Below are 24,285 nucleotides of genomic sequence, written 5' to 3' on the forward strand. Positions count from 1 at the left end.
CCGCGCGGGCGGCGCTCGATGTCTCAGGCGCTGCATCTCTTCTGACAAACACCTGCCAGCCCTGCTGCGATCCCTGGGGCTGGCTTGCCGGCGATGAGCCCCTCAAAGGCCCCGCCGCTTGCGGATCATGGCATAGGCCTGGTGCAACTCCCGCGTGCGCTCGGTCGCTTCACGCACCTGTGCCTCGCTGGCGCCGGTGCCTGCCAGCTTGTCCGGGTGGTGCCGGCTGACCAGCCGGCGATACGCCTGCTTGACCTTGTCAGCTTCGGTGTCCGCCTCTACCGCCAGCAAGCGCAACGCCGCCGCATAGGTCATGGCCAGCCCTTCCGGCCGGGCAGCCCTGCGCGGCTCGTATTCCACCGACATGGCCTGTACCTGGCGCCGGCTCAGGCCCAGCTTCTGCCCCCAGTCCAGCAGCAGCTCACGCTCCTTGTTGCCCATCTTGCCGTCGGCCCAGACCATGCGCCAACAGGCGCGCAAGGTGCCTTCGGCCGCATGCGGCTGTTCGCGAATCCGCCGCAAGTGGCCGCCTAGCCGGTCCTTGCCGGCCTTGCCACGGTTGAACGCCTTGATGGCGCGCAAGCGGGCCGGCTCCGCCAGGTCCAGCCGCGACATTTCCTGACGCGCCTGCTGGATATGCTGCTCGGCCACCCGGCCATCGCTCTTGGCCAGGCGCCCCAGCATCACGAACAGCAACTCATCGTCAGCCAGCGCCGGGCGCCCGCTGAGGCGGTCGCGCATGTCATCCCAGCCCTGCAGGCGCAAGCGGCGGTCGAGGGCCTGGCCGAGCAGCAGCCCCAACAGCGCCCCGGGGATATTGGCCACGGCAAAGCCCGCGCCAGCGCCAATCAGTGTGCCTGGCCACCACATGTCAGGCGCGCTCGCCGATCAGCCGCTCGGCCTCGGCCAGGCGCTCGAGCGTGCCGACGTCCACCCAGTGCCCGCGGTAGTGCTCGCCCGTGACCCGGCCAGCCGCCATGGCCTGGCGCAACAACGGCGCCAGTTTGAAGGCACCAGCCTGGCAACCCGCGAACAGCGCCGGGTGCAGGACCGAGATACCACTGAACGTCAGCGTACCCGGCGCGTCGTCGCCATCGACCACCTGCCCGTCCGCCAGGCGGAAGTCGCCACGGCCATGGTGGCCAGGGTTATCGACCAGCACCAGGTGCGCCAGGCCTTGCAGGGGGGCCTGCAGGCGGGTGAAGTCGTAGTCGGTCCAGACATCGCCGTTCACCAGCAGGAACGGATCGTCGCCCAGCAAAGGCAGCGCCTTGAAGATGCCGCCGCCAGTTTCCAGCGGCTCACCCTCCGGCGAGTAGCAAATGCGCAGGCCGAAGCGGCCGCCATCGCCCAGGTGCTCTTCGATCTGCTGGCCGAGCCAGGCATGGTTGATCACCACTTCGCGGACACCCGCAGCCGCCAGCGCACGCAGGTGGTACTCGATCAGCGGCTGGCCGGCGACCGGAACCAACGGTTTGGGGGTATGCAGCGTCAGCGGGCGCATGCGTTCACCCTTCCCCGCCGCCAGGATCATTGCCTTCATGCACGCGCTCCGGCTTGCAGCTCGGCAATCAGCTCACCCAGCTCCGCCAATTCGGGCCGGCGACCGATCACTTCTTCTATATAGGCGAAGAAACGCGGCACGTCCCCTAGGTAGCGCGGCTTGCCGTCGCGGTGGCAGATACGGGCAAAAATGCCGATCACCTTCAAATGGCGCTGCACGCCCATCAGGTCGCTGGCACGCTGGAACGCCTCGAACTCAGCATGAACCGGGATTCCGGCCGCCACTGCCCGCTCCCAATAGGCACGCAACCAGCCTTCGACGCGCGCCTGTGGCCAGCTGAGGAAGGCATCCTTGAACAGGCAGGTAATGTCGTAGGTGACCGGGCCGTACACCGCATCCTGGAAGTCCAGCACGCCAGGGTTCGGGGTGCTCTGCATCAGGTTGCGCGGCATGTAGTCGCGGTGCACCAGCACTTTCGGCTGGGCCAGGGCGCTGTCGATCAACAGTTGGCTGACGCGCTGCCAGGCAGCTTTCTGGCTATCGTTGAGGGCCAGGCCAAGCTCGCGCCCTACGTACCATTCGGGGAACAGTTCAACCTCGCGGCGCAGCAGGGCGTCGTCGTAGCTGGGCAACTGGGCGTCCATTGGCAGGCGCTGGAACTTCAGCAACGCCTCGATGGCGTCGGCGAACAGGCTGTCGGCATTGTCGGCAGCAATGATATCCAGGTATGTCTGGTGACCCAGGTCACCCAGCAGCAGGAACCCGCGCTCCAGGTCCTGGGCGTGGATCTGCGGCACATTCACACCGGCGCTGGCCAGCAGGTGGTCGATGGCGACGAACGGTCGGCAGTTCTCCTGCGGCGGGGGCGCGTCCATGACCACGAAGCTGTGCCCAGCCCCCTGCCAGCGGAAGTAGCGGCGGAAGCTGGCATCGCTGCTGGCCGCGGTCAGGCGGCCTTCGGGCACCTCGCCCCAAGCCTTGCTGCGGAAAAGTTCATCGAGCTGCTCGGCGAGCCAGACCGTCAGCTGTTGCAGGCGTACATCGTGTTCAGGCATTACAAGGGTCTCCGACGGCCCTAGCCGTCAAGCGGGTCATGCTTTATTATCCAGCATCTTTTTCAGACCATCGAGAGGCGTGCGGCCCCACACGCGGGCAGATGGCACGCAGGAAGCCCGGACTAATAAGATGGCATTGAAATCCCCCGCGTTTCGTAGAAAGTTTCCGTTGCTGGTCACCGGCGGTCTGCTGGCCCTGCAACCTCTGGCCACATCGTACGTGGTGGCAGCCGAGCAGTTTGACTGCCAAGTGTCCGCCGCCGGCGGCTGGGACTGCAAGCCCAAGACCCCAGCCAGCAACCTGCCGCCACGCCCAGTGCACGAAGGTGCCGCCGTCAGCGGCGGCACCGAAGCCGCGAGCGAAGGCGAAACCGCGGACCGGCCGATGCTGGTCACCGAGGCCAAAGGCCGCGGCCTGAAGTCGCGCAGCGAAGACTACAGCCACCTCGACTGGGTGCCGCGTGAAAAGCTCACTGCAGCACAGCTGGCCGAAACCGGCCCGTACTGCGGTGGCGCCTACATCGAGCCGACTCGCCCAGGCATGGCCGACACCACGCCCAAGGACGAGTCGCCGACCTACATCAATGCCAAGGTGTCCAAGTACCAGCAGGAGCAGCAGATCGCTACCCTCGCCGGTGACGTGGTCATGCGCCAGGGCAGCATGCAGGCCGAAGCGGACGAGGCCAACCTGTACCAGGCCGAAAACCGTGGCGAGCTCAAAGGCAACGTCAAGATCCGTGACAACGGCTCGCTGGTAGTCGGTGACCAGGCACAGATTCAGCTCGACACGGGCGAAGCCCAGGTCGACAACGCCGAATACGTGATGCACAAGTCGCATATCCGCGGCAGCGCCCTGTACGCCAAGCGTGGCGAAAACGCCATCATCCGCCTCAAGGACGGTACGTACACCACCTGCGAACCGGGCAGCAACGCCTGGCAGCTGAAGGGCAACAACATCACCCTGAACCCGGCCACCGGCTTCGGCACCGCGACCAACGTCACCCTGCGGGTCAAGGATTTCCCGGTGTTCTACACACCGTACATCTACTTCCCGATCGACGATCGTCGCCAGTCCGGCTTCCTGCCACCTTCGTTCAGCAGCAGCAGCGACACCGGCTTCATGCTGGTCACGCCGTACTACTTCAACCTGGCGCCGAACTACGACGCCACGTTGTACCCGCGCTACATGACCAAGCGCGGCTTGCTGATGGAAGGCGAATTCCGCTACCTGACCAAGTCCAGCGAAGGCCAGTTCGGCGGCGCGTACCTGAACGACAAGAACGACGACCGCAAAGACCAGACGGACTACAAAGACCAGCGCTGGATGGTCAACTGGCAGCACAAGGGTGGCCTGGACGAACGCCTGATGACCGAGGTGGACTACACCGACATCAGCGACCCGTTCTACTTCCAGGACCTGGAGTCCGACCAGATCGGCGTGGAAAGCCGCGACGTGCTGAACCAGCAGGGCGCGCTGACCTACCGTGGCGACAGCTACACCGCGCGCCTGAACGTGCATGCCTACGAAATGGCGACCATTTCGCAGATCACGCCTTATGACCGCCTGCCGCAGCTGACCCTCAACGGTACCCTGCCATTCCAGCCAGGCGGCCTGAACCTGGGTTACGAGACCGAAGCGGTACGCTTCGAGCGTGACTTGAAGAACGACACCGTGTTCGACAAGGATGGCAACCTCGACCTCACAGCCGGGCCAGACGGTCGTCGCCTGGATCAGAACATTCAAGGCATCGAGCGAGCCAACGGCACGCGCCTGAATGTGGCGCCGTCCATCAGCTACCCGATGACGGCCAGCTACGGGTTCCTGACGCCCAAGCTGAAATATGCCTACACCCAGTACGACCTGGACCTCGACAGCAAAGGCAAGGCCGATGCAATCGCCCTGGAAGCTCGAAATCCAACCGCCTACGGCAGCTACGACAGCTCCGTAAGCCGCGATGTACCGATCTTCAGCGTCGACAGCGGCCTGTACTTTGACCGCAATACCTCGCTGTTTGGCAACAACTACCGTCAAACCCTCGAACCGCGCATGTTCTACCTGTACGTCCCGTACAAGGACCAGAAGGACATCCCGCTGTTCGATACTGGCGAAACCCTGTTCAGCTACGATTCGCTGTTCCGCGACAACCGCTTCAGCGGCACCGACCGCATCGGCGACGAGAACAAGCTGTCGCTGGGTGTCACCACCCGCTGGATCGAAGACAACGGCTTCGAGCGCCAGAACTTCAGCATCGGCCAGGCCTACTACTTCAAAGACCGCAAGGTACAGTTGCCGGGTATCGACTACCGCACCCGCAAAGACTCGCAGTCCGACGTGTCGCCATACGCCCTGGTGTACAACTACTACTTCAACCGCGACTGGCGCTTCAATTCGGACTTCAACTGGGACCCGGACAGCCACAGCACCCGCTCGGGCAGCGCGATGTTCCACTACCAGCCTGAAGACAACCCGAACAAGATCGTCAACCTCGGCTACCGCTACCGTAACGACACCATCGCCTACGACTCGACAACGGGTACCTGGAAGGTGGGCGGCGGTGACTATGGCACCCCAGGCGATCCGAACTACATCAAGGATTACTACAAGATCCAGCAGCACGATTTCTCGGTCATCTGGCCGATCGTGCCACAGTGGAGCGTGATTGCCCGCTGGCAGCATGACTACAACCGCAACCGCACCCTGGAAGCCATGGGTGGTTTCGAATACGACAACTGCTGCTGGAAGCTGCGTCTGGTCAACCGGTACTGGATCGACTACGACGATTTCAGCCAGGCCCTTCCGCAGAACGAAAAAGGCGACCACGGTGTCTTCCTTCAGATCGTCCTGAAAGGCCTCGGTGGTGTAGTTGGCAACAAGGTCGAATCTTTCCTCGACCAAGGCATTCAAGGTTACCGTGAACGTGAAGACCAAGCTTATTGATCGACTGCGCCCAGTGCTGCTGGGCGTTGCTTTGCTGAGTGGCGCGGTGCATGCCGCGGTACAGCCGCTTGATCGCGTGGTGGCCATCGTCGACAACGACGTGGTCATGCAAAGCCAGCTGGACCAGCGCGTGCATGAGGTTCAGCAAACCATCGCCAAGCGCGGCGGCAGCGTGCCGCCCGCCGGCGCCCTGGAACAGCAGGTACTGGAACGCCTGATCGTCGAAAACCTGCAACTGCAGATTGGCGAACGCTCCGGCATTCGCATCACCGACGAAGAACTGAACCAGGCTATCGGCACCATTGCCCAGCGCAACGGCATGTCGCTGGACCAGTTCCGCGCAGCGTTGGCCCATGACGGCCTGTCGTTCGACGACGCCCGCGACCAGGTCAAGCGCGAGATGATCATCAGCCGCGTGCGCCAACGCCGCGTGGCCGAGCGCATCCAGGTGTCGGAGCAGGAAGTGAAGAACTTCCTCAACTCCGACATGGGCAAAATGCAGATGTCGGAAGAGTACCGCCTGGCCAACATCCTGATCCCCACCCCGGAGGCGGCCAACTCGGCAGACATCCAGAAGGCTGCACGCCAGGTGGGCGAGGTGTACCAGCAGCTCAAGCAAGGCGCGGACTTCGGCCAACTGGCCATCGCCCGCTCCGCCAGCGAAAACGCCCTGGAAGGCGGCGAGATGGGTTGGCGTAAAGCGGCCCAGCTGCCACCAGACTTCGCCAAGATGCTCAGCAGCATGCCCGTGGGTGAAATCACCCAGCCGATCCGCATCCCCAACGGCTTCATCATCCTCAAGCTGGAAGAGAAGCGTGGTGGCAGCGAGAACGTGCTGCGCGACGAAGTGCACGTGCGCCACATCCTGATCAAGCCAAGCGAGATCCGCAGCGACGCGGCCACCGAGCAACTGGCCGAGCGCCTGTACGAACGCATCAAGAACGGCGAAGACTTCGCCGAACTGGCGAAAAGCTACTCGGAAGACCCGGGCTCAGCGCTCAACGGCGGTGACCTCAACTGGGTCGACCCGAACAGCCTGGTGCCCGAGTTCCGCGAGCAGATGGCCAACGCCCAGCAAGGCGTCGTGACCAAGCCGTTCAAAACCCAGTATGGCTGGCACGTGCTGGAAGTACTGGGCCGTCGGGCCACCGACAGCACCGAGCAGGCGCGTGAGCAACAGGCCCTGAACGTGCTGCGTAACCGCAAATACGACGAAGAGCTGCAAACCTGGCTGCGCCAGATCCGCGACGAAGCCTACGTTGAAATCAAGCTGCCTGGCGCCGACCAGGCCGCCCAGTGAAGCCCCTGCGCTTCGCCGTCACCCCCGGCGAGCCGGCCGGCATAGGTCCTGACCTGTGCCTGCTGCTCGCCGCAGACGCCCAGCCCCACCCCCTGATTGCCATCACCAGCCGTGACCTGCTCGCCGAGCGGGCCACCCAGCTGGGGCTGGCTGTCGACCTGTTGCCGGTTGCCCCGGGCCAATGGCCCGAGCAGCCAGCGCCAGCAGGCAGCCTGTATGTTTGGGATACCCCGCTGGCGGCCCCGGTAACACCGGGCCAGCTCGACACGGCCAACGCCGCGTTCGTGCTGCAAACCCTGACCCGTGCTGGCCAGGGCTGCCTGGACGGGCACTTCGCCGGGATGATCACCGCCCCCGTGCACAAGGGTGTGATCAACGAGAGCGGCATCGCCTTTTCCGGGCACACCGAATTCCTCGCCGAACTGACCCAAACCGCACAAGTGGTGATGATGCTGGCGACCCGCGGCCTGCGCGTGGCCCTGGTTACCACCCACCTGCCGCTGCGGGACATCGCCGACGCCATCACTGCCGAGCGCGTCGAGCGGGTTACCCGCATCCTGCATGCAGACATGCGCGACAAGTTCGGCATCACCGCCCCACGCATCCTGGTGTGCGGCCTCAACCCGCATGCCGGTGAAGGCGGCCACCTGGGCCGCGAAGAAATCGACATCATCGAGCCGACCCTGGCCCGCCTGCGCGCCGAAGGCATGGACCTGCGCGGGCCGCTGCCGGCCGATACCCTGTTTACCCCCAAATATCTGGAGCACTGCGACGCGGTGCTGGCGATGTACCACGACCAAGGCCTGCCCGTACTCAAGTACAAGGGTTTTGGTGCGGCCGTGAACGTGACCTTGGGCCTGCCGATCATCCGTACCTCAGTTGACCACGGCACCGCCCTGGACCTGGCCGGCAGCGGCAAGGTCGACACCGGCAGCCTGCGCGTCGCGCTGGAAACCGCCTACCAGATGGCCGAGAACCGACCATGAACGAGCAATACCAACACCGGGCGCGCAAGCGCTTCGGCCAGAACTTCCTGCACGACGCCGGCATCATCGACCGTATCCTGCGCGCTATCCACGCCAAGCCTGGCGAACACCTGCTGGAAATCGGCCCGGGCCAGGGCGCCCTGACCGAGGGCCTGCTGGGCAGCGGCGCGCAACTGGACGTGGTCGAGCTGGACAAGGACCTGGTGCCGATCCTGCAGCACAAGTTCGCCGACCGCAGCAATTTCCGCCTGCACCAGGGCGACGCCCTGAAGTTCGACTTCAACCAGCTGGGCGTCCCGCCGCGCAGCCTCAAGGTGGTGGGTAACCTGCCCTATAACATCTCCACGCCGCTGATCTTCCACCTGCTCAGCCATGCCGGGCTGATCCGCGACATGCACTTCATGCTGCAGAAGGAAGTGGTCGAGCGCATGGCCGCCGGCCCTGGCGGTGGTGATTGGGGGCGGTTGTCGATCATGGTGCAGTACCACTGCCGCGTGGAACACCTGTTCAACGTTGGCCCTGGGGCGTTCAACCCGCCACCGAAAGTGGATTCGGCCATCGTGCGGCTGGTGCCGCACGAAGTGCTGCCTCACCCGGCCAAAGATGCACAACTGCTGGAGCGGGTGGTGCGTGACGCGTTCAACCAGCGCCGCAAAACACTGCGCAACACCATGAAGGGCCTGCTCGACAGCGCGGCCATCGAAGCTGCCGGCGTGGATGGCAGCCTGCGCCCGGAGCAACTGGACCTGGCCGCCTTCGTGCGCCTGGCCGATCAGTTGGCCGATCAGCCCAAAGCCTGATTCAACCTGATCCGGCCTCTTCGCGGGCATGCCCGCTCCCACAGGTAAATCACCCCTCAAATGCGGTGGAATCCTGTGGGAGCGGGCGTGCCCGCGAAGAGGCCAGCCCAGGCAACACAAAACCCCCAGCCCTTCCACCGCTGGCCCTCCCCCCCGCCAATGGCCTAGACTGCATTATTGCGTCAGTTCGCCCAAGGCCCTTGCATGTCCGACCCCCGCTATCAAATCGACGTCAGCGTCGTGACCCGCTACCTCAAAGAGCAATCCGACCCGGAAAACAGTCGTTTCGCTTTCGCCTACACCATCACTGTGCAGAACAACGGCTCGCTGAAAGCCAAACTGCTGTCGCGCCACTGGCTGATCACCAACGGTGACGGCAAGGTCGAAGAAGTGCGCGGCGCCGGGGTGGTCGGCCAGCAGCCCAATATCGAGCCGGGCCAGAGCCACACCTACAGCAGTGGGGCTGTCATCAGCACCCGCGTAGGCACCATGCAGGGCAGCTACCAGATGTTTGCCGAAGACGGTAAACGTTTCGATGCCGAGATCGCCCCGTTTCGCCTGGCGGTGCCCGGGGCCCTGCACTGATGGCCACTTACGCCGTCGGCGACCTGCAGGGCTGCCTGCAGCCACTCAAATGCCTGCTCGAACGCGTACGCTTCGATCCCGCCGTGGACCGCCTGTGGCTGGTGGGCGACCTGGTCAACCGCGGCCCCGAGTCACTGCAAACGCTGCGCTTTCTGTACTCCATGCGCCAGTCCCTGGTCTGCGTGCTGGGCAACCACGACCTGCACCTGCTGGCCGCCTGGCACAACGTCGAGCGCCTGAAGAAAAGCGACACCTTGCGCGAGATCATCGAAGCGCCAGATGCGGATCAGTTGTTCGACTGGCTGCGCCAGCAAAAGCTGCTGCACTACGATGAGGCGCGGGGCGTTGCCATGGTTCATGCCGGCATCCCGCCGCAGTGGACGCTCGGGCAAGCCCTGAAGCTGGCTGACGAGGTGGAACAGGTGCTGCGCGATGACACTCGCCTGAAGTTGTACTTGGATGGCATGTACGGCAACGAGCCGAACAAGTGGAGCAAGAACCTCACCGGTATCGAGCGCCTGCGGGTCATCACCAACTACTTCACGCGCATGCGCTTCTGCACCGCAGAAGGCAAACTCGACCTCAAAAGCAAGGAAGGCCTGGGCACCGCGCCCAAAGGCTACAAACCCTGGTTTGCCCACAAGGACCGCCGCTCGCGGCACGTGAAGATCATCTTCGGCCACTGGGCCGCCCTTGAAGGGCGCGTCGACCAGCCTGACGTCATCGCCCTGGACACCGGCTGCGTGTGGGGCGGCGCCATGACCCTGTACAACCTCGACAGCGGCCAATACCACCGCTGCGACTGCGCCGCCGACGGCACCCTGCGCCAGCCGGCACAACCCACTACACTCAATGACCACACCTGAAGGAAGTAGTACCCATGAGCGAATTCAAGCGCATCCCTCCCGAGCAGGCCTTGGAGCTTCGCAAGCAAGAAGGTGCGGTCGTGGTCGATATCCGTGACTCGCAAGCCTTTGCTGCCGGCCACATTACCGGCGCCCGGCATCTGGATAACCATTCGGTTGCCGAGTTCATCCGCAATGCCGACCTCGACGCCCCCACCCTGGTGGTCTGCTACCACGGCAACTCCAGCCAGAGCGCTGCCGCCTACCTGGTAGGCCAGGGCTTCTCGGACGTGTACAGCGTCGACGGTGGGTTTGAACTGTGGCGCACCACCTACCCGGCCGAGACAGCCCAAGGCGCTGCCGAATAAATATTTTCATTTTTACTGCAGCCCGCGCCCTGCGCGGGCTTGCGGCTTACCTGACGAACGGTCGTTCGTAACTTCTGCACTCCTCGCCCCTTGACCTTGCAGATAACCAACTACGCTTAAGCTCAGGCCATCCAAAAAAGGGGAGAGCCGGTACACCGGCGTGCGGGTCATCGGTAGCGTAACAGGGTGTTCTGGGGGGTATACAGCAACTGGCGAACCCGGTTGCTTGCCAGCATCAGCTGACTGATCCGGCGTCGTCTCCACGTATCGAGCGAGGTGACGTCATGAGTATTTTTAGCCACTTCCAACAACGTTTCGAGTCAACGCGCCAGGAAGAACTCTCGCTGCAGGAGTACCTCGAGCTGTGCAAAGAGGATCGCAGTGCCTACGCATCGGCGGCCGAACGGCTGTTGCTGGCCATCGGTGAGCCAGAGCTGATCGACACCTCTACCAACTCCAGGCTGTCGCGCATTTTTTCCAACAAGGTGATCCGCCGCTATCCAGCCTTTGCCGACTTCCATGGCATGGAAGAGTGCATCGACCAGATCGTGTCCTACTTCCGCCACGCCGCCCAAGGCCTGGAGGAAAAGAAACAGATCCTCTACCTGCTGGGCCCGGTAGGTGGCGGCAAATCGTCGCTGGCGGAAAAACTCAAGCAGCTGATGGAGCGCGTACCGTTCTACGCCATCAAGGGCTCACCGGTGTTCGAATCGCCATTGGGCCTGTTCAACGCCACCGAAGACGGGGCCATTCTCGAGGAAGAGTTCGGCATCCCGCGGCGCTACCTCAACACCATCATGTCGCCCTGGGCAACCAAGCGGCTGCAGGAGTTCGGCGGCGATATTTCCAAATTCAAAGTGGTCAAGCTCTACCCTTCCATCCTCAACCAGATCGCCATCGCCAAGACCGAACCGGGCGATGAAAACAACCAGGACATCTCTGCCCTGGTCGGCAAGGTCGACATTCGCAAGCTCGAGGAATACCCACAGAACGACGCCGACGCCTACAGCTACTCGGGGGCACTGTGCCGGGCCAACCAGGGCCTGATGGAATTCGTGGAAATGTTCAAGGCGCCGATCAAGGTCCTGCACCCCTTGCTCACCGCCACCCAGGAAGGTAACTACAACAGTACCGAAGGCCTCGGGGCCATCCCGTACACCGGCATCCTGCTGGCCCACTCCAACGAATCGGAGTGGCACACCTTCCGGAACAACAAGAACAACGAAGCGTTCATCGACCGGATCTACATTGTCAAAGTGCCGTACTGCCTGCGCGTCAGCGACGAAATCAGGATCTACGACAAATTGCTGGTCAACAGTTCGCTGTCGAAGGCCCATTGCGCTCCGGACACGCTGAAAATGCTGGCGCAATTCACGGTGCTGTCGCGGCTCAAAGAGCCTGAAAACTCCAATATCTATTCGAAAATGCGCGTGTACGACGGTGAAAACCTCAAGGACACCGATCCGAAGGCCAAGTCGATCCAGGAATACCGCGACTCGGCCGGCGTCGACGAGGGCATGAATGGCCTGTCGACCCGCTTCGCCTTCAAGATCCTGTCCAAGGTGTTCAACTTCGACCCACACGAAATTGCCGCCAACCCCGTGCACCTGTTGTATGTGCTGGAGCAGCAGATCGAACAGGAACAGTTCCCTGCAGAAGTGCGCGAACGCTACCTGCGCTACCTGAAGGAGTACCTGGCACCGCGCTACATCGAGTTCATCGGCAAGGAAATCCAGACAGCGTACCTGGAGTCCTACAGCGAATACGGCCAGAACATCTTCGACCGCTATGTGCTGTACGCCGACTTCTGGATCCAGGACCAGGAATACCGCGACCCGGAAACCGGCGAGATCCTCAACCGCATCGCGCTCAACGAAGAGCTGGAGAAAATCGAGAAGCCGGCCGGCATCAGCAACCCGAAAGACTTCCGCAACGAGATCGTCAACTTCGTACTGCGCGCACGCGCCAACAACAATGGCAAGAACCCAAGCTGGCTGAGCTACGAAAAACTGCGGGTGGTGATCGAGAAGAAAATGTTCTCCAACACCGAAGACCTGCTGCCGGTCATCAGCTTCAATGCCAAAGCCAGCAAAGAGGACCAGAAGAAACACAACGACTTCGTCACCCGAATGGTGGAGCGTGGTTATACCGACAAGCAGGTGCGCCTGCTGTCGGAGTGGTACCTGCGGGTCAGGAAATCGCAATAAAGCGGCAAGCCGCCTAGTGCCAAGCTACAAGCTGCAAGCCACAAGCTGGCTGGCGCCGGCGCATGCCAGGCGCCAGCATCTGCGGCAGCGATGGCTGCTTTTACTTGCAGCTTGAAGCTTACCGCTTGGCGTCGAGGGCTTGTGGCTTGCAGCTGCTCCAGCTACCGGAGGGACCATGAGCTACGTTATAGACCGCCGCCTGAACGGCAAGAACAAGAGCACGGTCAACCGCCAGCGCTTCCTGCGGCGGTACCGCGAACACATCAAGAAGGCCGTCGAAGAGGCGGTGAGCCGCCGCTCCATCATGGACATGGAACACGGCGAGCAGATCAGCATTCCCGGGCGTGATATCGACGAACCGGTGCTGCACCATGGCCGCGGGGGCAAACAGACCATCGTGCACCCCGGCAACAAGGAGTTCACTGCCGGTGAACACATACCCAGGCCGCAAGGCGGCGGCGGGGGTGGCGGCGGCCGTGGCAAGGCCGGCAACTCCGGCGAAGGCATGGACGAATTCGTCTTCCAGATCACCCAGGAAGAGTTCCTCGAATTCATGTTCGAAGACCTCGAATTGCCCAACCTGGTCAAACGCCACCTGACCGGTGCCGACACCTTCAAAACTGTGCGCGCCGGTATCGCCAACGAAGGCAACCCGTCGCGCATCAACATCGTGCGCACCCTGCGCTCGGCCCACGCCCGACGTATCGCCCTGACCGGCAGCAGCCGTGCCCTGCTGCGCGAAGCACAGAAAGAGCTGGCGCGCCTGCGCGCAGAGGAACCGGACAATTTCACCGATATCCAGGAAATCGAACAGGAAATCGAGCGCCTCAAGGCACGCATCAACCGCCTGCCGTTTCTCGACACCTTCGACCTCAAGTACAACCTGCTGGTCAAGCAACCCAACCCCAGTTCAAAGGCGGTGATGTTCTGCCTGATGGACGTGTCCGGTTCGATGACCCAGGCGACCAAAGACATCGCCAAGCGCTTCTTCATCCTGCTGTATCTGTTCCTCAAGCGTAATTACGACCGCATCGAAGTCGTGTTCATTCGCCACCACACCAGTGCCCGCGAAGTGGACGAGGAAGAATTTTTCTACTCGCGGGAAACCGGGGGCACCATCGTTTCCAGCGCACTCAAGCTAATGCAGGAGATCATGGCTGAACGCTACCCGGCCAGTGACTGGAACATCTATGCTGCCCAGGCGTCCGACGGCGACAACTGGAACGACGACTCGCCAATCTGTCGCGATATCCTGGCCAAGCAGATCATGCCGCACGTGCAGTACTACACTTACGTCGAAATCACCCCCCGTGAGCACCAGGCGCTGTGGTACGAATACGAACGCATCGGCGAGGCCTTCCCCGACACGTTTGCCCAACAGCAGCTGGTATCGGCCGGCGACATCTACCCGGTCTTCCGTGAACTCTTCCAGCGCAGGTTAGCCACATGACCGCCAGAGCACAGAGACGCCAACCCATTTCCACCGGGTCCGAATGGACGTTCGAACTGATCCAGACCTACGACCGGGAAATCAGCCGCCTGGCCGAGCGCTACGCCCTGGACACCTACCCCAACCAGATCGAGGTGATCACGGCCGAGCAGATGATGGACGCCTACGCTTCCGTCGGCATGCCGCTGGGCTATCACCACTGGTCTTACGGCAAGCAGTTCCTCAGCACGGAAAAGTCCTATAGCCGTGGCCAGATGGGCCTGGCCTACGAGATCGTGATCAACTCCGACCCCTGCATCGCTTACCTGATGGAAGAGAACACCATGTGCATGCAGGCACTGGTGATCGCCCATGCCTGCTATGGGCATAACAGCTTCTTTAAAGGCAACTACCTGTTCCGCACCTGGACGGATGCCAGCTCGATCATCGACTACCTGGTGTTCGCCAAGCAGTACATCGCGCAGTGCGAGGAACGCCACGGCATTGACGCCGTGGAAGACCTGATCGACTCCTGCCATGCCCTGATGAACTACGGCGTAGACCGCTACAAGCGGCCCTACCCTATTTCTGCCGAAGAGGAGCGGCGCCGGCAACAGGAGCGCGAGGAACACTTGCAGCGGCAGATCAACGACCTGTGGCGGACCATCCCGAAAAGCGCCGACAAGGGCAATGACCGCGATGAAGGGCGCTTCCCCGCCGAGCCGCAGGAAAACATCCTGTACTTCATCGAAAAGAACGCCCCGCTGCTGGAACCCTGGCAACGGGAAGTGGTGCGCATCGTGCGCAAGATAGCCCAGTATTTCTACCCGCAGCGCCAGACCCAGGTGATGAACGAAGGCTGGGCAACCTTCTGGCACTACACCCTGATGAACGACTTGTACGACGAGGGGCTGATAACCGAAGGCTTCATGATGGAGTTTCTGCAGTCGCATACCAGTGTGGTGTTCCAGCCTGGTTTCGACAGCCCGTACTACAGCGGCATCAACCCTTACGCGCTGGGCTTTGCGATGTACACCGACATCCGCCGCATGTGCGAGAACCCAACCGAAGAGGATCGCCACTGGTTCCCCGACATTGCCGGCAGTGATTGGCTTTCTACCATCAAGTTCGCCATGAGCAGCTTCAAGGACGAGAGTTTCATACTGCAATACCTGTCGCCCAAGGTCATGCGCGACCTCAAGCTGTTCAGCATTCTCGATGATGACCAACGGGACGATCTGCTGGTACCGGCCATTCACGACGAGTCGGGTTACCGGCTCATTCGCGAGCAGCTGGCAGCCCAGTACAACCTGGGCAACCGTGAGCCGAACGTGCAGATCTGGAGTGTCGACCGCCGTGGGGACCGCTCCCTCACCCTGCGTCACCAACAGCACAACCGCAAACCGCTTGGCGACTCGACCGACGAAGTCCTCAAGCACCTGCATCGGCTGTGGGGCTTCGATATCCACCTGGAGACCGTGCAAGGCGAGCAGGTGGTCAAGACCCACCACATGCCGCCACGCGGCGAGCACGGCGACGGCGGCGAATACGGCCGCATGGACCTGGCGGTGATTCACCATCTCTGAAGCCACGCCATGACTGCCGGCGGGTTATGCTGTCGGCAGTTATGGAGAGTTGCTCATGCACATTTACAAGGTTGGCGGTGCCGTACGTGACCGCCTGCTCGGCCGACCGGTCAGCGATATCGACTGGCTGGTGGTCGGTGCCAGCGTCGAGGAAATGCTGGCCAAGGGTTACCGCCCGGTCGGCGCCGACTTCCCGGTATTCCTGCACCCGAAAACCGGCGAGGAATACGCCCTGGCCCGTACCGAACGCAAAAGCGGGCGCGGCTACGGTGGCTTCACCTTCCATGCCAGCCCCGACGTAACTCTGGAAGAAGACCTGATCCGCCGCGACCTGACCATCAATGCCATGGCCGAGGATGAGGCCGGGCAGGTTCATGACCCTTACCAGGGCGCGCGGGATCTGGACCAACGCCTGTTACGCCACGTTTCCCCAGCGTTCGCTGAAGACCCCCTGCGTGTGCTGCGGGTGGCGCGCTTTGCTGCGCGCTATGCACCCTTGGGCTTTCGGGTGGCCGATGAAACCTTGGAGCTGATGCGCCAGATCAGTGCCTCGGGTGAATTGCAGGCATTGACTGCAGAACGCAGCTGGAAGGAGATCGAGCGCGCGCTGATGGAGGCGCAGCCGCAGGTGTTCTTCCAGGTCCTGCATGCGTGCGCCGCCCTCCGGGAACTGTTGCCTGAGCTTGATAGCGCCCCCCAAGCCCTGGCTGCGCTGGAACAAGCAGCTGCGCATCTCCAGCCCCTGCACGTGCGCTGGGCCTGCCTGTTGCACCAGTTGCCCCCCGCCTCGATCAAGACCGTCAACCAACGCCTCAAGGCGCCGCGGGAATGCCAGGAGCTGGCCCTGCTGACGGGGGAGTGCCTGGTGCAGGCTGATCAGGCGCTGCAGCTGCCTGCCATGTCACTGCTGGCGCTGTTGCAGAAGTTCGATGTGTACCGGCGCCCGCAGCGGTTTGAGGATTTCCTGGCTGCCTGCGAGATGGTGGCACTGGGGAATTGCAAAGCGGGTTATCCACAGGGCGAGTACTTGCGTGGCGCTGCGGCAGCGGCGCGGGCGGTGGATGTGAAGCCGCTTGTGCAGGCTGGGCTGACTGGCCAGGCACTGGGCGAAGCGCTCAAAGCGCAGCGGCTGAAAGCGCTTGAGGCTTACCGGCACTGCTAGTGCTACCGGCCCTTTCGCGACCAAAGCCGCTCCCATAGGTAGCGCGCCAACGTGAAGGCAACACAGCCCCTGTGGGAGCGGGCAAGCCCGCGAAGCAGGCGACGCGGTGCCTGGCACCGGCTTCGCCGGTGTTCGCGGGCATGCCCGCTCCCACAGGGGGCCTGCGCTGGCTTGGAGTTGCCGCCGTACTTGCAGGAGCAACTGTCTTTCTCAAAATTTGAAGCCTGCGCGATTCACCTGTGGGAGCGGGCAAGCCCGCGAAAAGGCCGGAACAGGCTTACGCCGGCGTCAACTGCAACCCACGCCACTCAAAGGCCACCGGGGCCAGCACCTGGTCGATCTGCGCGTCCTGCCACAACTGCGCCATGGTCTTGCCCGCCCCCGGATGCACCAGTTCCGGCGCCAGCAGCGACAGCGGCCATAACACGAAGGCGTTCTTCAAGATCTCTGCCCGGGGCAGTACCAGCCCATCGAAGTTGCCATGCAGGTCGTCATACATCAGCACGTCGATATCCAGCGGCAACCCTTTGCGGTCAGGCGCATAACGGCCATTGTCGGCCTCGATGAACTTCAGCCGGCGGTCCAGTTCGATCAACGGCAGCGCGGTTTGCCCGCTGACCACGAAATTGATGAATGGCCCGCTCTTGATCCCCACCGCCTGGCTTTCGAAAGCCGGAGAGCAGCGCATGTCGGTGAGAATCGCGGCCAACGCATCAAGCCCGGCACACAAATGCGCCTCACGGTCGACATTGCTGCCAAGGCCCAGGTAAACCGTGCTCAGAGACATCCGCGCTCGATCTCCACGCCAACACCGCCACGGGCCGCCGGCACCGCGCCAGGCTTGGTCAGCTTCAACCGCACCCACGGGATGTGGAACTCTTCCATCAAGGCAGCCACCAGGCGCTCGGCAAAAGTTTCCACCAGCTCGAAACGGGCCTGCTCGGCGAATGCCTGGATACGCGCCGAAACGCTGGCGTAATCCAGGGCCAGGTTCAGGTCGTCGCCGGCCGCCGCGGGGCGGTTGTCCCAGGCAAAGCTCAAGTCCAGGCGCAAGCACTGGCGAATATCCCGCTCCCAGTCATAGGCACCGATAACGGTATCGACTTCCAGGCCTTCGATGAACACTCTGTCCAAGCACTTCTCTCCACAGCACGACAAGGGCGACTGGCGCCGTTAGAATCAGGGCGTCCTCGCCCGGAATAGTTAGCATGTTTTGGTTACTGGCGTTGCTCGCCTACCTGCTCGGCTCGCTGTCCTTCGCCATTGTTCTCAGCCGCCTCTCAGGCAGCCCGGACCCGCGTTCCAGTGGTTCAGGCAATGCCGGCGCTACCAACATGCTACGCCTGGCAGGCCGTAAAATGGCGATCCTGACCCTGCTTGGCGACCTGTGCAAGGGCCTGCTGCCAGTATTGCTCGCCCGCCTCGCCGGGCTGGACCTGCAAGAACAGGCCTGGGTAGGCGTGTATGCAGTGCTGGGCCACCTGTTTCCAGTGTACTTCCACTTCCAGGGTGGCAAAGGCGTGGCGACGGCTGCCGGCATGCTCATGGGCCTGTATTTCCCCGCCGCGCTGCTGGCGGTTGGCGCCTGGCTGCTGATTTTCTACCTCACCCGTACCAGCTCGCTGGCCGCGCTGATCGCCACCCCGCTGACCTTGCCATTGCTGGCCTGGCGCGAGCCGGAAGCCCTGCTGCCGATCACGGTGCTCACCGCCTTGATCGTCTGGAGCCACCGCAGCAACCTGCGCGATCTGTTTGCCGGGCGCGAGCGCCACTTCTGAACCTTGCCGCCCACCGTTACAGCGGTGGCAATTGCTCCATCGGCCAGCGTGCCTGCACGCTGATCCCCAGGCCCTGCTGCTGCCCGGCCAGCAGCCGCTGGCAGCCGGCATAGGCGATCATCGCGCCGTTGTCGGTGCAGAACTGCGGCCGCGCGTAATATACGTTGCCCTTCATGCCAGCCAGCATCTCTTCCAGCGAGGCGCGCAAGGCCTTGTTGGCACTTACGCCCCCGGCGATGACCAGGCGCTTGAGGCCCGTCTGCTTGAGGGCCCGCTTGCACTTGATGGTCAAAGTCTCTACCACGGCCTGCTGGAATGCCAGCGACACGTCGCAACGGGTTTGCTCGCCGTCGTCGCCAGCATTCTTGCACTGCTGCCAGGTGTTCAGGGCGAACGTCTTCAGGCCACTGAAGCTGAATTCCAGGCCAGGGCGATCGGTCATCGGCCTGGGGAACACAAAGCGCCCCGGCACGCCCTGCTCGGCCAGGCGCGCGATTTCCGGGCCACCCGGGTAATTCAGGCCAATCAGCTTGGCGGTCTTGTCGAAAGCTTCGCCAGCGGCATCGTCCAGGCTCTCGCCCAGCAGCTCGTATCGGCCGATGCCATCCACCCGAACCAGCTGGGTATGGCCGCCGGACACCAACAAAGCGACGAACGGAAACTCGGGCGGGTTTTCTTCCAGCATGGGCGCCAGCAGGTGGCCTTCCATGTGGTGTACGCCAATTGCCGGAATGTCCCAGGCAAATGCCAGGGCCTGGGCGCACGACGCCCCCACCAGCAAGGCCCCGACCAGGCCAGGGCCGGCGGTATAGGCGATGGCGTCGATTTCGGTGGCGACACAGCCCGCCTCGTCCAGCACCTGGCGGATGAGGGGCAGCATGCGCTTGACGTGGTCACGCGAGGCAAGCTCGGGCACCACACCGCCAAACACGCGGTGCAGGTCGATCTGGCTGAACAGCGCGTCGGCCAACAAACCGCGTTCGCTGTCGTATAATGCGACGCCAGTTTCGTCGCAGGATGTTTCCAATCCCAGTACTAGCATGGGCTCGTCCCTTGTGGGGGCTGAATTCGAAGCCGCGCATGATAGTCCCCGTGCCGAGTGCCGACCAGCGGTTTTCGATCAGAGGCTTTGCATTCCGGCTTGCTAAGGGTTAACATCCGCAACCCTTGAAAACCGACGTTCTCCAGCACACCTTTGTTTTGCCAGGAGCACGTCTACCCCGGTAATGAATTAAGGTAGCCCTGGATGCCAGCCGTCAAAGTTAAAGAGAACGAACCCTTCGACGTAGCTCTGCGTCGTTTCAAGCGCTCCTGCGAAAAAGCCGGTGTACTGGCTGAAGTTCGTAGCCGCGAGTTTTACGAGAAACCGACCGCAGAGCGTAAGCGCAAAGCAGCTGCTGCTGTTAAGCGTCACGCCAAGAAAGTTCAGCGCGAACAGCGCCGCGCCGTTCGTCTGTACTAATACAGGCGTTCAACGCAAAGCTTCTGCCCTGCCCGGCTAACGCCGGGCGATGGCAGTGGTCGTTTTACACTTGGGCAGCCAGCCCAAGGCCCCGCACAAGCTTCACGCGAACTGCATACGGGCAACCTGCCTGAAACGTCAGAGCTGGTCTTCGCTGTTCCATGACCAGACGTGCACGTCAGACTGACGGGCCCCTAGTGGCCGGCGGCGAGCACACATTCCCTCGCACCATATCAAGCGGCACCCGCCCCATTCGGCGCGCGAGCGATTAGACTTGCCAGTTGCCAGATGACGAGACTGCCATGGCCGGGCTGATTCCCCAGAGCTTCATTGACGACCTGATCAACCGCCTCGACATCGTCGATGTGGTGAGTTCGCGCGTCCAGCTGAAAAAAACCGGCAAGAACTACTCCGCCTGCTGCCCGTTCCACAAGGAAAAAACCCCTTCCTTTACGGTCAGCCCCGACAAGCAGTTCTACTACTGCTTCGGCTGCGGCGCCGGTGGCAACGCCCTGGGCTTTGTCATGGACCACGACAACCTGGATTTCCCCCAGGCCGTCGAGGAGCTGGCCCGCGCCGCCGGCATGGAAGTACCCCGCGAACAAGGGCGCCGTGACAACAAGCCACGTCAGCCCACCGATTCGCCGCTATACCCACTGCTGGATGCAGCCTCCGAATTCTACCGCCAGGCGTTGCGCAGCCACCCGACCCGCAAGGCGGCGGTGGATTACCTCAAAGGCCGCGGCCTGTCCGGGGAAATTGCCCGCGACTTCTGCCTGGGCTTCGCCCCACCCGGCTGGGACAACCTGCTCAAGCACCTGGGCGCCGACGCCCTGCAGCAGAAGGTGATGATCGATGCCGGCCTGCTGATCGAGAACGCCGAAAGCGGCAAGCGCTACGATCGCTTCCGCGACCGGGTAATGTTCCCCATCCGTGACAGCCGCGGGCGCATCATCGCCTTTGGTGGCCGGGTGCTCGGCGACGACAAACCCAAGTACCTGAACTCCCCGGAAACCCCGGTATTCCACAAGGGCCAGGAACTGTACGGGTTGTACGAGGCGCGCAAGCACAACCGCAACCTCGACGAAATCATCGTTGTCGAGGGCTACATGGATGTCATCGCCCTCGCCCAGCAAGGCTTGCGCAATGCCGTGGCCACCCTTGGCACGGCCACCAGCGAAGAACACCTCAAGCGCCTGTTCCGCGTGGTGCCCAGCGTGCTGTTCTGCTTCGACGGCGACCAGGCCGGGCGCAAAGCGGCATGGCGCGCGCTGGAGTCGGCGCTGCCCAACCTGCAGGACGGCCGTCGGGCGCGCTTCCTGTTCCTGCCTGAAGGCGAAGACCCAGACAGCCTGGTACGCGCCGAAGGCACCGACGCCTTCATGGCCCGCATCAACCAGCACGCCCAGCCGCTGGCCGACTACTTCTTCGAGCAACTGGGCGTCGAAGCCGACCCGCGCTCGCTGGAAGGCAAGGCCCACATGGCGACCCTGGCCGCACCGTTGATCGAAAAGATTCCCGGCGCCAACCTGCGCCAGCTGATGCGCAACCGCCTGAAAGAAATCACCGGCCTCGACCCTCAACAGGTCGAGCAACTGGCCCAGCAGGCAGCCGCGCCCACCAGCATGCCGGACTACGACCCTGGCTACGATTACGACGCCATGGCCAGCTACACCCCCGACTATGGTGACATGCCGCAGTTCGAGCCGGCGCCGTTCCAGCAGGAGCAGGCCTGGAAGCCCAACAAGGGCGGCGGCAAGAAGCCGTGGGGCGACAAACCATGGGACAAGAACCGCAAGGGCGGGAAAAACTGGCAGCGCGATGAAGCGCCGCCACGGGTGCCGGCGCCGGTCGAACCACCTACCCTGGCGGCCCTGCGTACCTTGCTGCACCACCCGCTGCTGGCGGGCAAGGTGGAAGATGCCAGCCACTTCGCCGACGAAGAGCACCTGTACAGCCAGCTGCTGGTGGCATTGATCGAAGCCGCACAGAAAAATCCTGGGCTAAGCTCAATGCAGTTGATTGCACGCTGGCATGGCACCGAACAGGGCCGCCTGCTGCGGGCCTTGGCAGAAAAGGAATGGCTGATCGTGGCCGACAACCTTGAACAACAGTTTTTCGACACCATTACTAGCTTGTCCGCCCGCCAACGCGAGCGCAGCCTGGAACAACTGCTCAGGAAATCACGTCAAAGCGAATTGACCAGCGAGGAAAAAACCCAGCTCCTCGCCTTGCTGAGCCGGAATGTTCCCGCACAAACGCCGACCTCATCTGGCGCGTGAGGCCCATGCTCGGGTATAATCCTCGGCTTGTTTTTTGCCCGCCAAGACCTTCAGTGGATAGGGTGTTATGTCCGGAAAAGCGCAACAGCAGTCTCGTATCAAAGAGTTGATCACCCGCGGTCGTGAGCAGGGCTACCTGACTTACGCGGAGGTCAACGACCACCTGCCTGAGGATATTTCAGATCCGGAACAGGTGGAAGACATCATCCGCATGATCAACGACATGGGGATCAACGTATTCGAGAGTGCTCCGGATGCGGATGCCCTTCTGTTGGCGGAAGCCGACACCGACGAAGCCGCGGCCGAAGAAGCCGCTGCTGCGTTGGCGGCAGTTGAAACCGATATCGGCCGCACGACCGACCCGGTGCGCATGTACATGCGCGAAATGGGTACGGTCGAGCTGCTGACCCGCGAAGGCGAGATCGAAATCGCCAAGCGTATCGAGGAAGGCATTCGTGAAGTCATGGGCGCCATCGCCCACTTCCCGGGCACTGTCGATTACATTCTCGGCGAATATGACCGTGTCACCGCGGAAGGTGGCCGCCTGTCCGATGTTCTCAGCGGTTACATCGACCCTGACGACAATATCGCAGCGCCCACCGACGAGGTGCCGGTCATCGGCGCCAAGGCCCCAGCGGCCAAGGAAGAGTCGGACGACGAAGACGAAGAAAGCGAAGGCAGTGACGACGAAGAAGAGACCGAAAGCGGTCCCGACCCCGTTGTCGCCGCACAGCGTTTCGGTGCGGTCAACGACCAGCTTCAGGTCACCAACAAGGTTCTGAAGAAACACGGTCGCAACCACAAGGAAAGCATCGAGGCCCTGCAGGCCCTGGCTGACCTGTTCATGCCGATCAAACTGGTACCGAAGCAGTTCGAGATACTGGTCGAGCGCGTGCGTGACGCCTTGAGCCGTCTGCGCCAGCAAGAACGCGCCATCATGCAACTGTGCGTGCGTGACGCCCGCATGCCGCGCGCCGACTTCCTGCGCCTGTTCCCCAGCAACGAAACCGACCAGACCTGGAGCGGTGACCTGGCCAAGCGCAACACCAAATGGGCAGCCGCCCTGGGTGAAAAGGACGCCGCCATCGTTGCTTGCCAGCAAAAGCTGATCGACCTTGAGACCGAAACCGGCCTGACCGTTGCCGAGATCAAGGAAATCAACCGTCGCATGTCGATCGGTGAAGCCAAGGCCCGCCGCGCCAAGAAAGAAATGGTCGAGGCAAACCTGCGTCTGGTTATCTCCATCGCCAAGAAGTACACCAACCGTGGCCTGCAGTTCCTCGACCTGATCCAGGAAGGCAACATCGGCTTGATGAAGGCGGTAGACAAGTTCGAATACCGTCGTGGTTACAAGTTCTCGACCTACGCCACCTGGTGGATTCGCCAGGCAATCACCCGTTCGATCGCTGACCAGGCTCGCACCATTCGTATTCCGGTGCACATGATCGAGACGATCAACAAGCTCAACCGTATTTCCCGGCAGATGCTGCAGGAAATGGGCCGCGAACCGACCCCGGAAGAGCTGGGTGAGCGCATGGAAATGCCTGAGGACAAGATCCGCAAGGTGTTGAAAATCGCCAAAGAGCCGATTTCCATGGAAACCCCGATCGGTGACGACGAAGACTCACACCTGGGCGACTTCATCGAGGACTCGACCATGCAGTCCCCGATCGATGTAGCCACGGTCGAGAGCCTGAAAGAAGCCACCCGTGACGTGCTCTCGGGCCTGACAGCACGCGAAGCCAAGGTGCTGCGCATGCGTTTCGGTATAGACATGAACACCGACCATACCCTCGAAGAGGTAGGCAAGCAGTTTGACGTGACCCGTGAGCGGATCCGTCAGATCGAAGCCAAGGCGTTGCGCAAATTGCGCCACCCGACGCGCAGCGAGCACCTGCGCTCCTTCCTCGACGAGTGACGAACGAACCCCGGCCCAGGCCTAATGCCTGTTAGTTAAGCGTTACTGGGGCTGCTTTGCAGCCCTTCGCGGGCACGCCC

21 protein-coding genes are annotated in these 24,285 nt (G+C 62.4%); 15 read left to right on the forward strand and 6 right to left on the reverse strand.

Annotation, left to right across the window (positions count from 1 at the left end; all coding sequences use genetic code 11):
* Positions 1 to 102: 102 nt before the first annotated feature.
* The 3 genes from B3361_RS01095 to B3361_RS01105 are packed head-to-tail and all read right to left on the reverse strand — an operon-like array spanning position 103 to position 2,559.
* On the reverse strand, positions 103 to 870 hold the full coding sequence (locus B3361_RS01095; protein WP_009685244.1) for a TerB family tellurite resistance protein: 768 nt from the start codon (positions 868 to 870) through the stop codon (positions 103 to 105).
* A 1-nt stretch (position 871) separates the two neighbouring features.
* Positions 872 to 1,543, reverse strand: a complete 672-nt coding sequence (murU, locus tag B3361_RS01100) for an N-acetylmuramate alpha-1-phosphate uridylyltransferase MurU (RefSeq protein WP_054906105.1) — start codon at positions 1,541 to 1,543, stop codon at positions 872 to 874.
* Complete coding sequence (locus B3361_RS01105) at positions 1,540 to 2,559, reverse strand: aminoglycoside phosphotransferase family protein (protein ID WP_054906106.1); 1,020 nt, start codon at positions 2,557 to 2,559, stop codon at positions 1,540 to 1,542. Before B3361_RS01105 ends, murU begins: the two co-directional genes overlap by 4 nt.
* A gap of 130 nt (positions 2,560 to 2,689) precedes the next feature.
* Here B3361_RS01105 and B3361_RS01110 point away from each other — a divergent pair, with 130 nt between their 5' ends.
* From B3361_RS01110 to B3361_RS01160, 11 genes are all read left to right on the forward strand, one after another.
* Complete coding sequence (locus B3361_RS01110; RefSeq protein ID WP_047150036.1) at positions 2,690 to 5,497, forward strand: LPS-assembly protein LptD; 2,808 nt, start codon at positions 2,690 to 2,692, stop codon at positions 5,495 to 5,497.
* Positions 5,478 to 6,797: a peptidylprolyl isomerase SurA gene (surA, locus tag B3361_RS01115; protein WP_033690895.1), complete on the forward strand. Its 1,320-nt coding sequence runs from the start codon at positions 5,478 to 5,480 to the stop codon at positions 6,795 to 6,797. The genes B3361_RS01110 and surA overlap by 20 nt, the downstream gene beginning before the upstream one ends.
* Positions 6,794 to 7,783 carry a 4-hydroxythreonine-4-phosphate dehydrogenase PdxA gene (pdxA, locus tag B3361_RS01120; protein ID WP_009685238.1) on the forward strand — a complete coding sequence of 330 codons (990 nt, stop codon included), beginning with the start codon at positions 6,794 to 6,796 and terminating at the stop codon, positions 7,781 to 7,783. The genes surA and pdxA overlap by 4 nt, the downstream gene beginning before the upstream one ends.
* Entirely contained in the window at positions 7,780 to 8,583 is an 804-nt protein-coding gene (gene rsmA, locus B3361_RS01125; RefSeq protein ID WP_054906107.1) for a 16S rRNA (adenine(1518)-N(6)/adenine(1519)-N(6))-dimethyltransferase RsmA, read from the forward strand. Before pdxA ends, rsmA begins: the two co-directional genes overlap by 4 nt.
* Positions 8,584 to 8,787: 204 nt before the next feature.
* Complete coding sequence (gene apaG, locus B3361_RS01130; protein WP_029885942.1) at positions 8,788 to 9,168, forward strand: Co2+/Mg2+ efflux protein ApaG; 381 nt, start codon at positions 8,788 to 8,790, stop codon at positions 9,166 to 9,168.
* Positions 9,168 to 10,034 carry a symmetrical bis(5'-nucleosyl)-tetraphosphatase gene (locus B3361_RS01135; RefSeq protein ID WP_009685235.1) on the forward strand — a complete coding sequence of 289 codons (867 nt, stop codon included), beginning with the start codon at positions 9,168 to 9,170 and terminating at the stop codon, positions 10,032 to 10,034. The genes apaG and B3361_RS01135 overlap by 1 nt, the downstream gene beginning before the upstream one ends.
* 14 nt (positions 10,035 to 10,048) lie before the next feature.
* Positions 10,049 to 10,381 (forward strand): thiosulfate sulfurtransferase GlpE, encoded by a 333-nt coding sequence (glpE, locus tag B3361_RS01140; protein ID WP_009685234.1) that lies wholly within the window; start codon positions 10,049 to 10,051, stop codon positions 10,379 to 10,381.
* Positions 10,382 to 10,665: 284 nt separating this feature from the next.
* Positions 10,666 to 12,588 carry a PrkA family serine protein kinase gene (locus tag B3361_RS01145; protein ID WP_009685233.1) on the forward strand — a complete coding sequence of 641 codons (1,923 nt, stop codon included), beginning with the start codon at positions 10,666 to 10,668 and terminating at the stop codon, positions 12,586 to 12,588.
* A gap of 175 nt (positions 12,589 to 12,763) precedes the next feature.
* Positions 12,764 to 14,038, forward strand: coding sequence for a YeaH/YhbH family protein (locus B3361_RS01150; protein WP_009685232.1), 1,275 nt, complete (start codon positions 12,764 to 12,766; stop codon positions 14,036 to 14,038).
* The gene (locus tag B3361_RS01155; protein WP_009685231.1) at positions 14,035 to 15,603 is read left to right on the forward strand and encodes a SpoVR family protein; all 1,569 of its coding nucleotides are present in this window, start codon (positions 14,035 to 14,037) and stop codon (positions 15,601 to 15,603) included. Before B3361_RS01150 ends, B3361_RS01155 begins: the two co-directional genes overlap by 4 nt.
* A gap of 55 nt (positions 15,604 to 15,658) precedes the next feature.
* Positions 15,659 to 16,765 (forward strand): hypothetical protein, encoded by a 1,107-nt coding sequence (locus tag B3361_RS01160; RefSeq protein ID WP_054906108.1) that lies wholly within the window; start codon positions 15,659 to 15,661, stop codon positions 16,763 to 16,765.
* Positions 16,766 to 17,042: 277 nt separating this feature from the next.
* On the opposite strand, the gene folK is transcribed toward B3361_RS01160, so the two are convergent.
* Positions 17,043 to 17,552: a 2-amino-4-hydroxy-6-hydroxymethyldihydropteridine diphosphokinase gene (folK, locus tag B3361_RS01165; RefSeq protein WP_054904250.1), complete on the reverse strand. Its 510-nt coding sequence runs from the start codon at positions 17,550 to 17,552 to the stop codon at positions 17,043 to 17,045.
* Positions 17,543 to 17,899 carry a dihydroneopterin aldolase gene (gene folB, locus B3361_RS01170; protein ID WP_009682799.1) on the reverse strand — a complete coding sequence of 119 codons (357 nt, stop codon included), beginning with the start codon at positions 17,897 to 17,899 and terminating at the stop codon, positions 17,543 to 17,545. The genes folK and folB overlap by 10 nt, the downstream gene beginning before the upstream one ends.
* A gap of 74 nt (positions 17,900 to 17,973) precedes the next feature.
* On the opposite strand from folB, the gene plsY reads away from it, so the two are divergent.
* Entirely contained in the window at positions 17,974 to 18,543 is a 570-nt protein-coding gene (gene plsY / locus B3361_RS01175; RefSeq protein ID WP_054904251.1) for a glycerol-3-phosphate 1-O-acyltransferase PlsY, read from the forward strand.
* A gap of 16 nt (positions 18,544 to 18,559) precedes the next feature.
* Here the strand turns inward: plsY and tsaD are convergent, their stop codons facing one another.
* Entirely contained in the window at positions 18,560 to 19,585 is a 1,026-nt protein-coding gene (gene tsaD / locus B3361_RS01180) for a tRNA (adenosine(37)-N6)-threonylcarbamoyltransferase complex transferase subunit TsaD (protein ID WP_054904252.1), read from the reverse strand.
* Between the two features lie 204 nt (positions 19,586 to 19,789).
* Here tsaD and rpsU point away from each other — a divergent pair, with 204 nt between their 5' ends.
* From rpsU to rpoD, 3 genes are all read left to right on the forward strand, one after another.
* A complete protein-coding gene (gene rpsU / locus B3361_RS01185) occupies positions 19,790 to 20,005 on the forward strand; it encodes a 30S ribosomal protein S21 (RefSeq protein WP_003255575.1) in 216 nt (71 codons plus the stop codon).
* Between the two features lie 302 nt (positions 20,006 to 20,307).
* Positions 20,308 to 22,287, forward strand: coding sequence for a DNA primase (gene dnaG, locus B3361_RS01190; protein WP_054904253.1), 1,980 nt, complete (start codon positions 20,308 to 20,310; stop codon positions 22,285 to 22,287).
* Between the two features lie 67 nt (positions 22,288 to 22,354).
* Positions 22,355 to 24,205: an RNA polymerase sigma factor RpoD gene (gene rpoD, locus B3361_RS01195; RefSeq protein ID WP_054904254.1), complete on the forward strand. Its 1,851-nt coding sequence runs from the start codon at positions 22,355 to 22,357 to the stop codon at positions 24,203 to 24,205.
* The last annotated feature ends 80 nt before the right edge of the window (positions 24,206 to 24,285 follow it).

The organism is Pseudomonas sp. UBA6699, from assembly GCF_002454615.1.
GTDB classification, from domain to species: domain Bacteria; phylum Pseudomonadota; class Gammaproteobacteria; order Pseudomonadales; family Pseudomonadaceae; genus Aquipseudomonas; species Aquipseudomonas juntendi.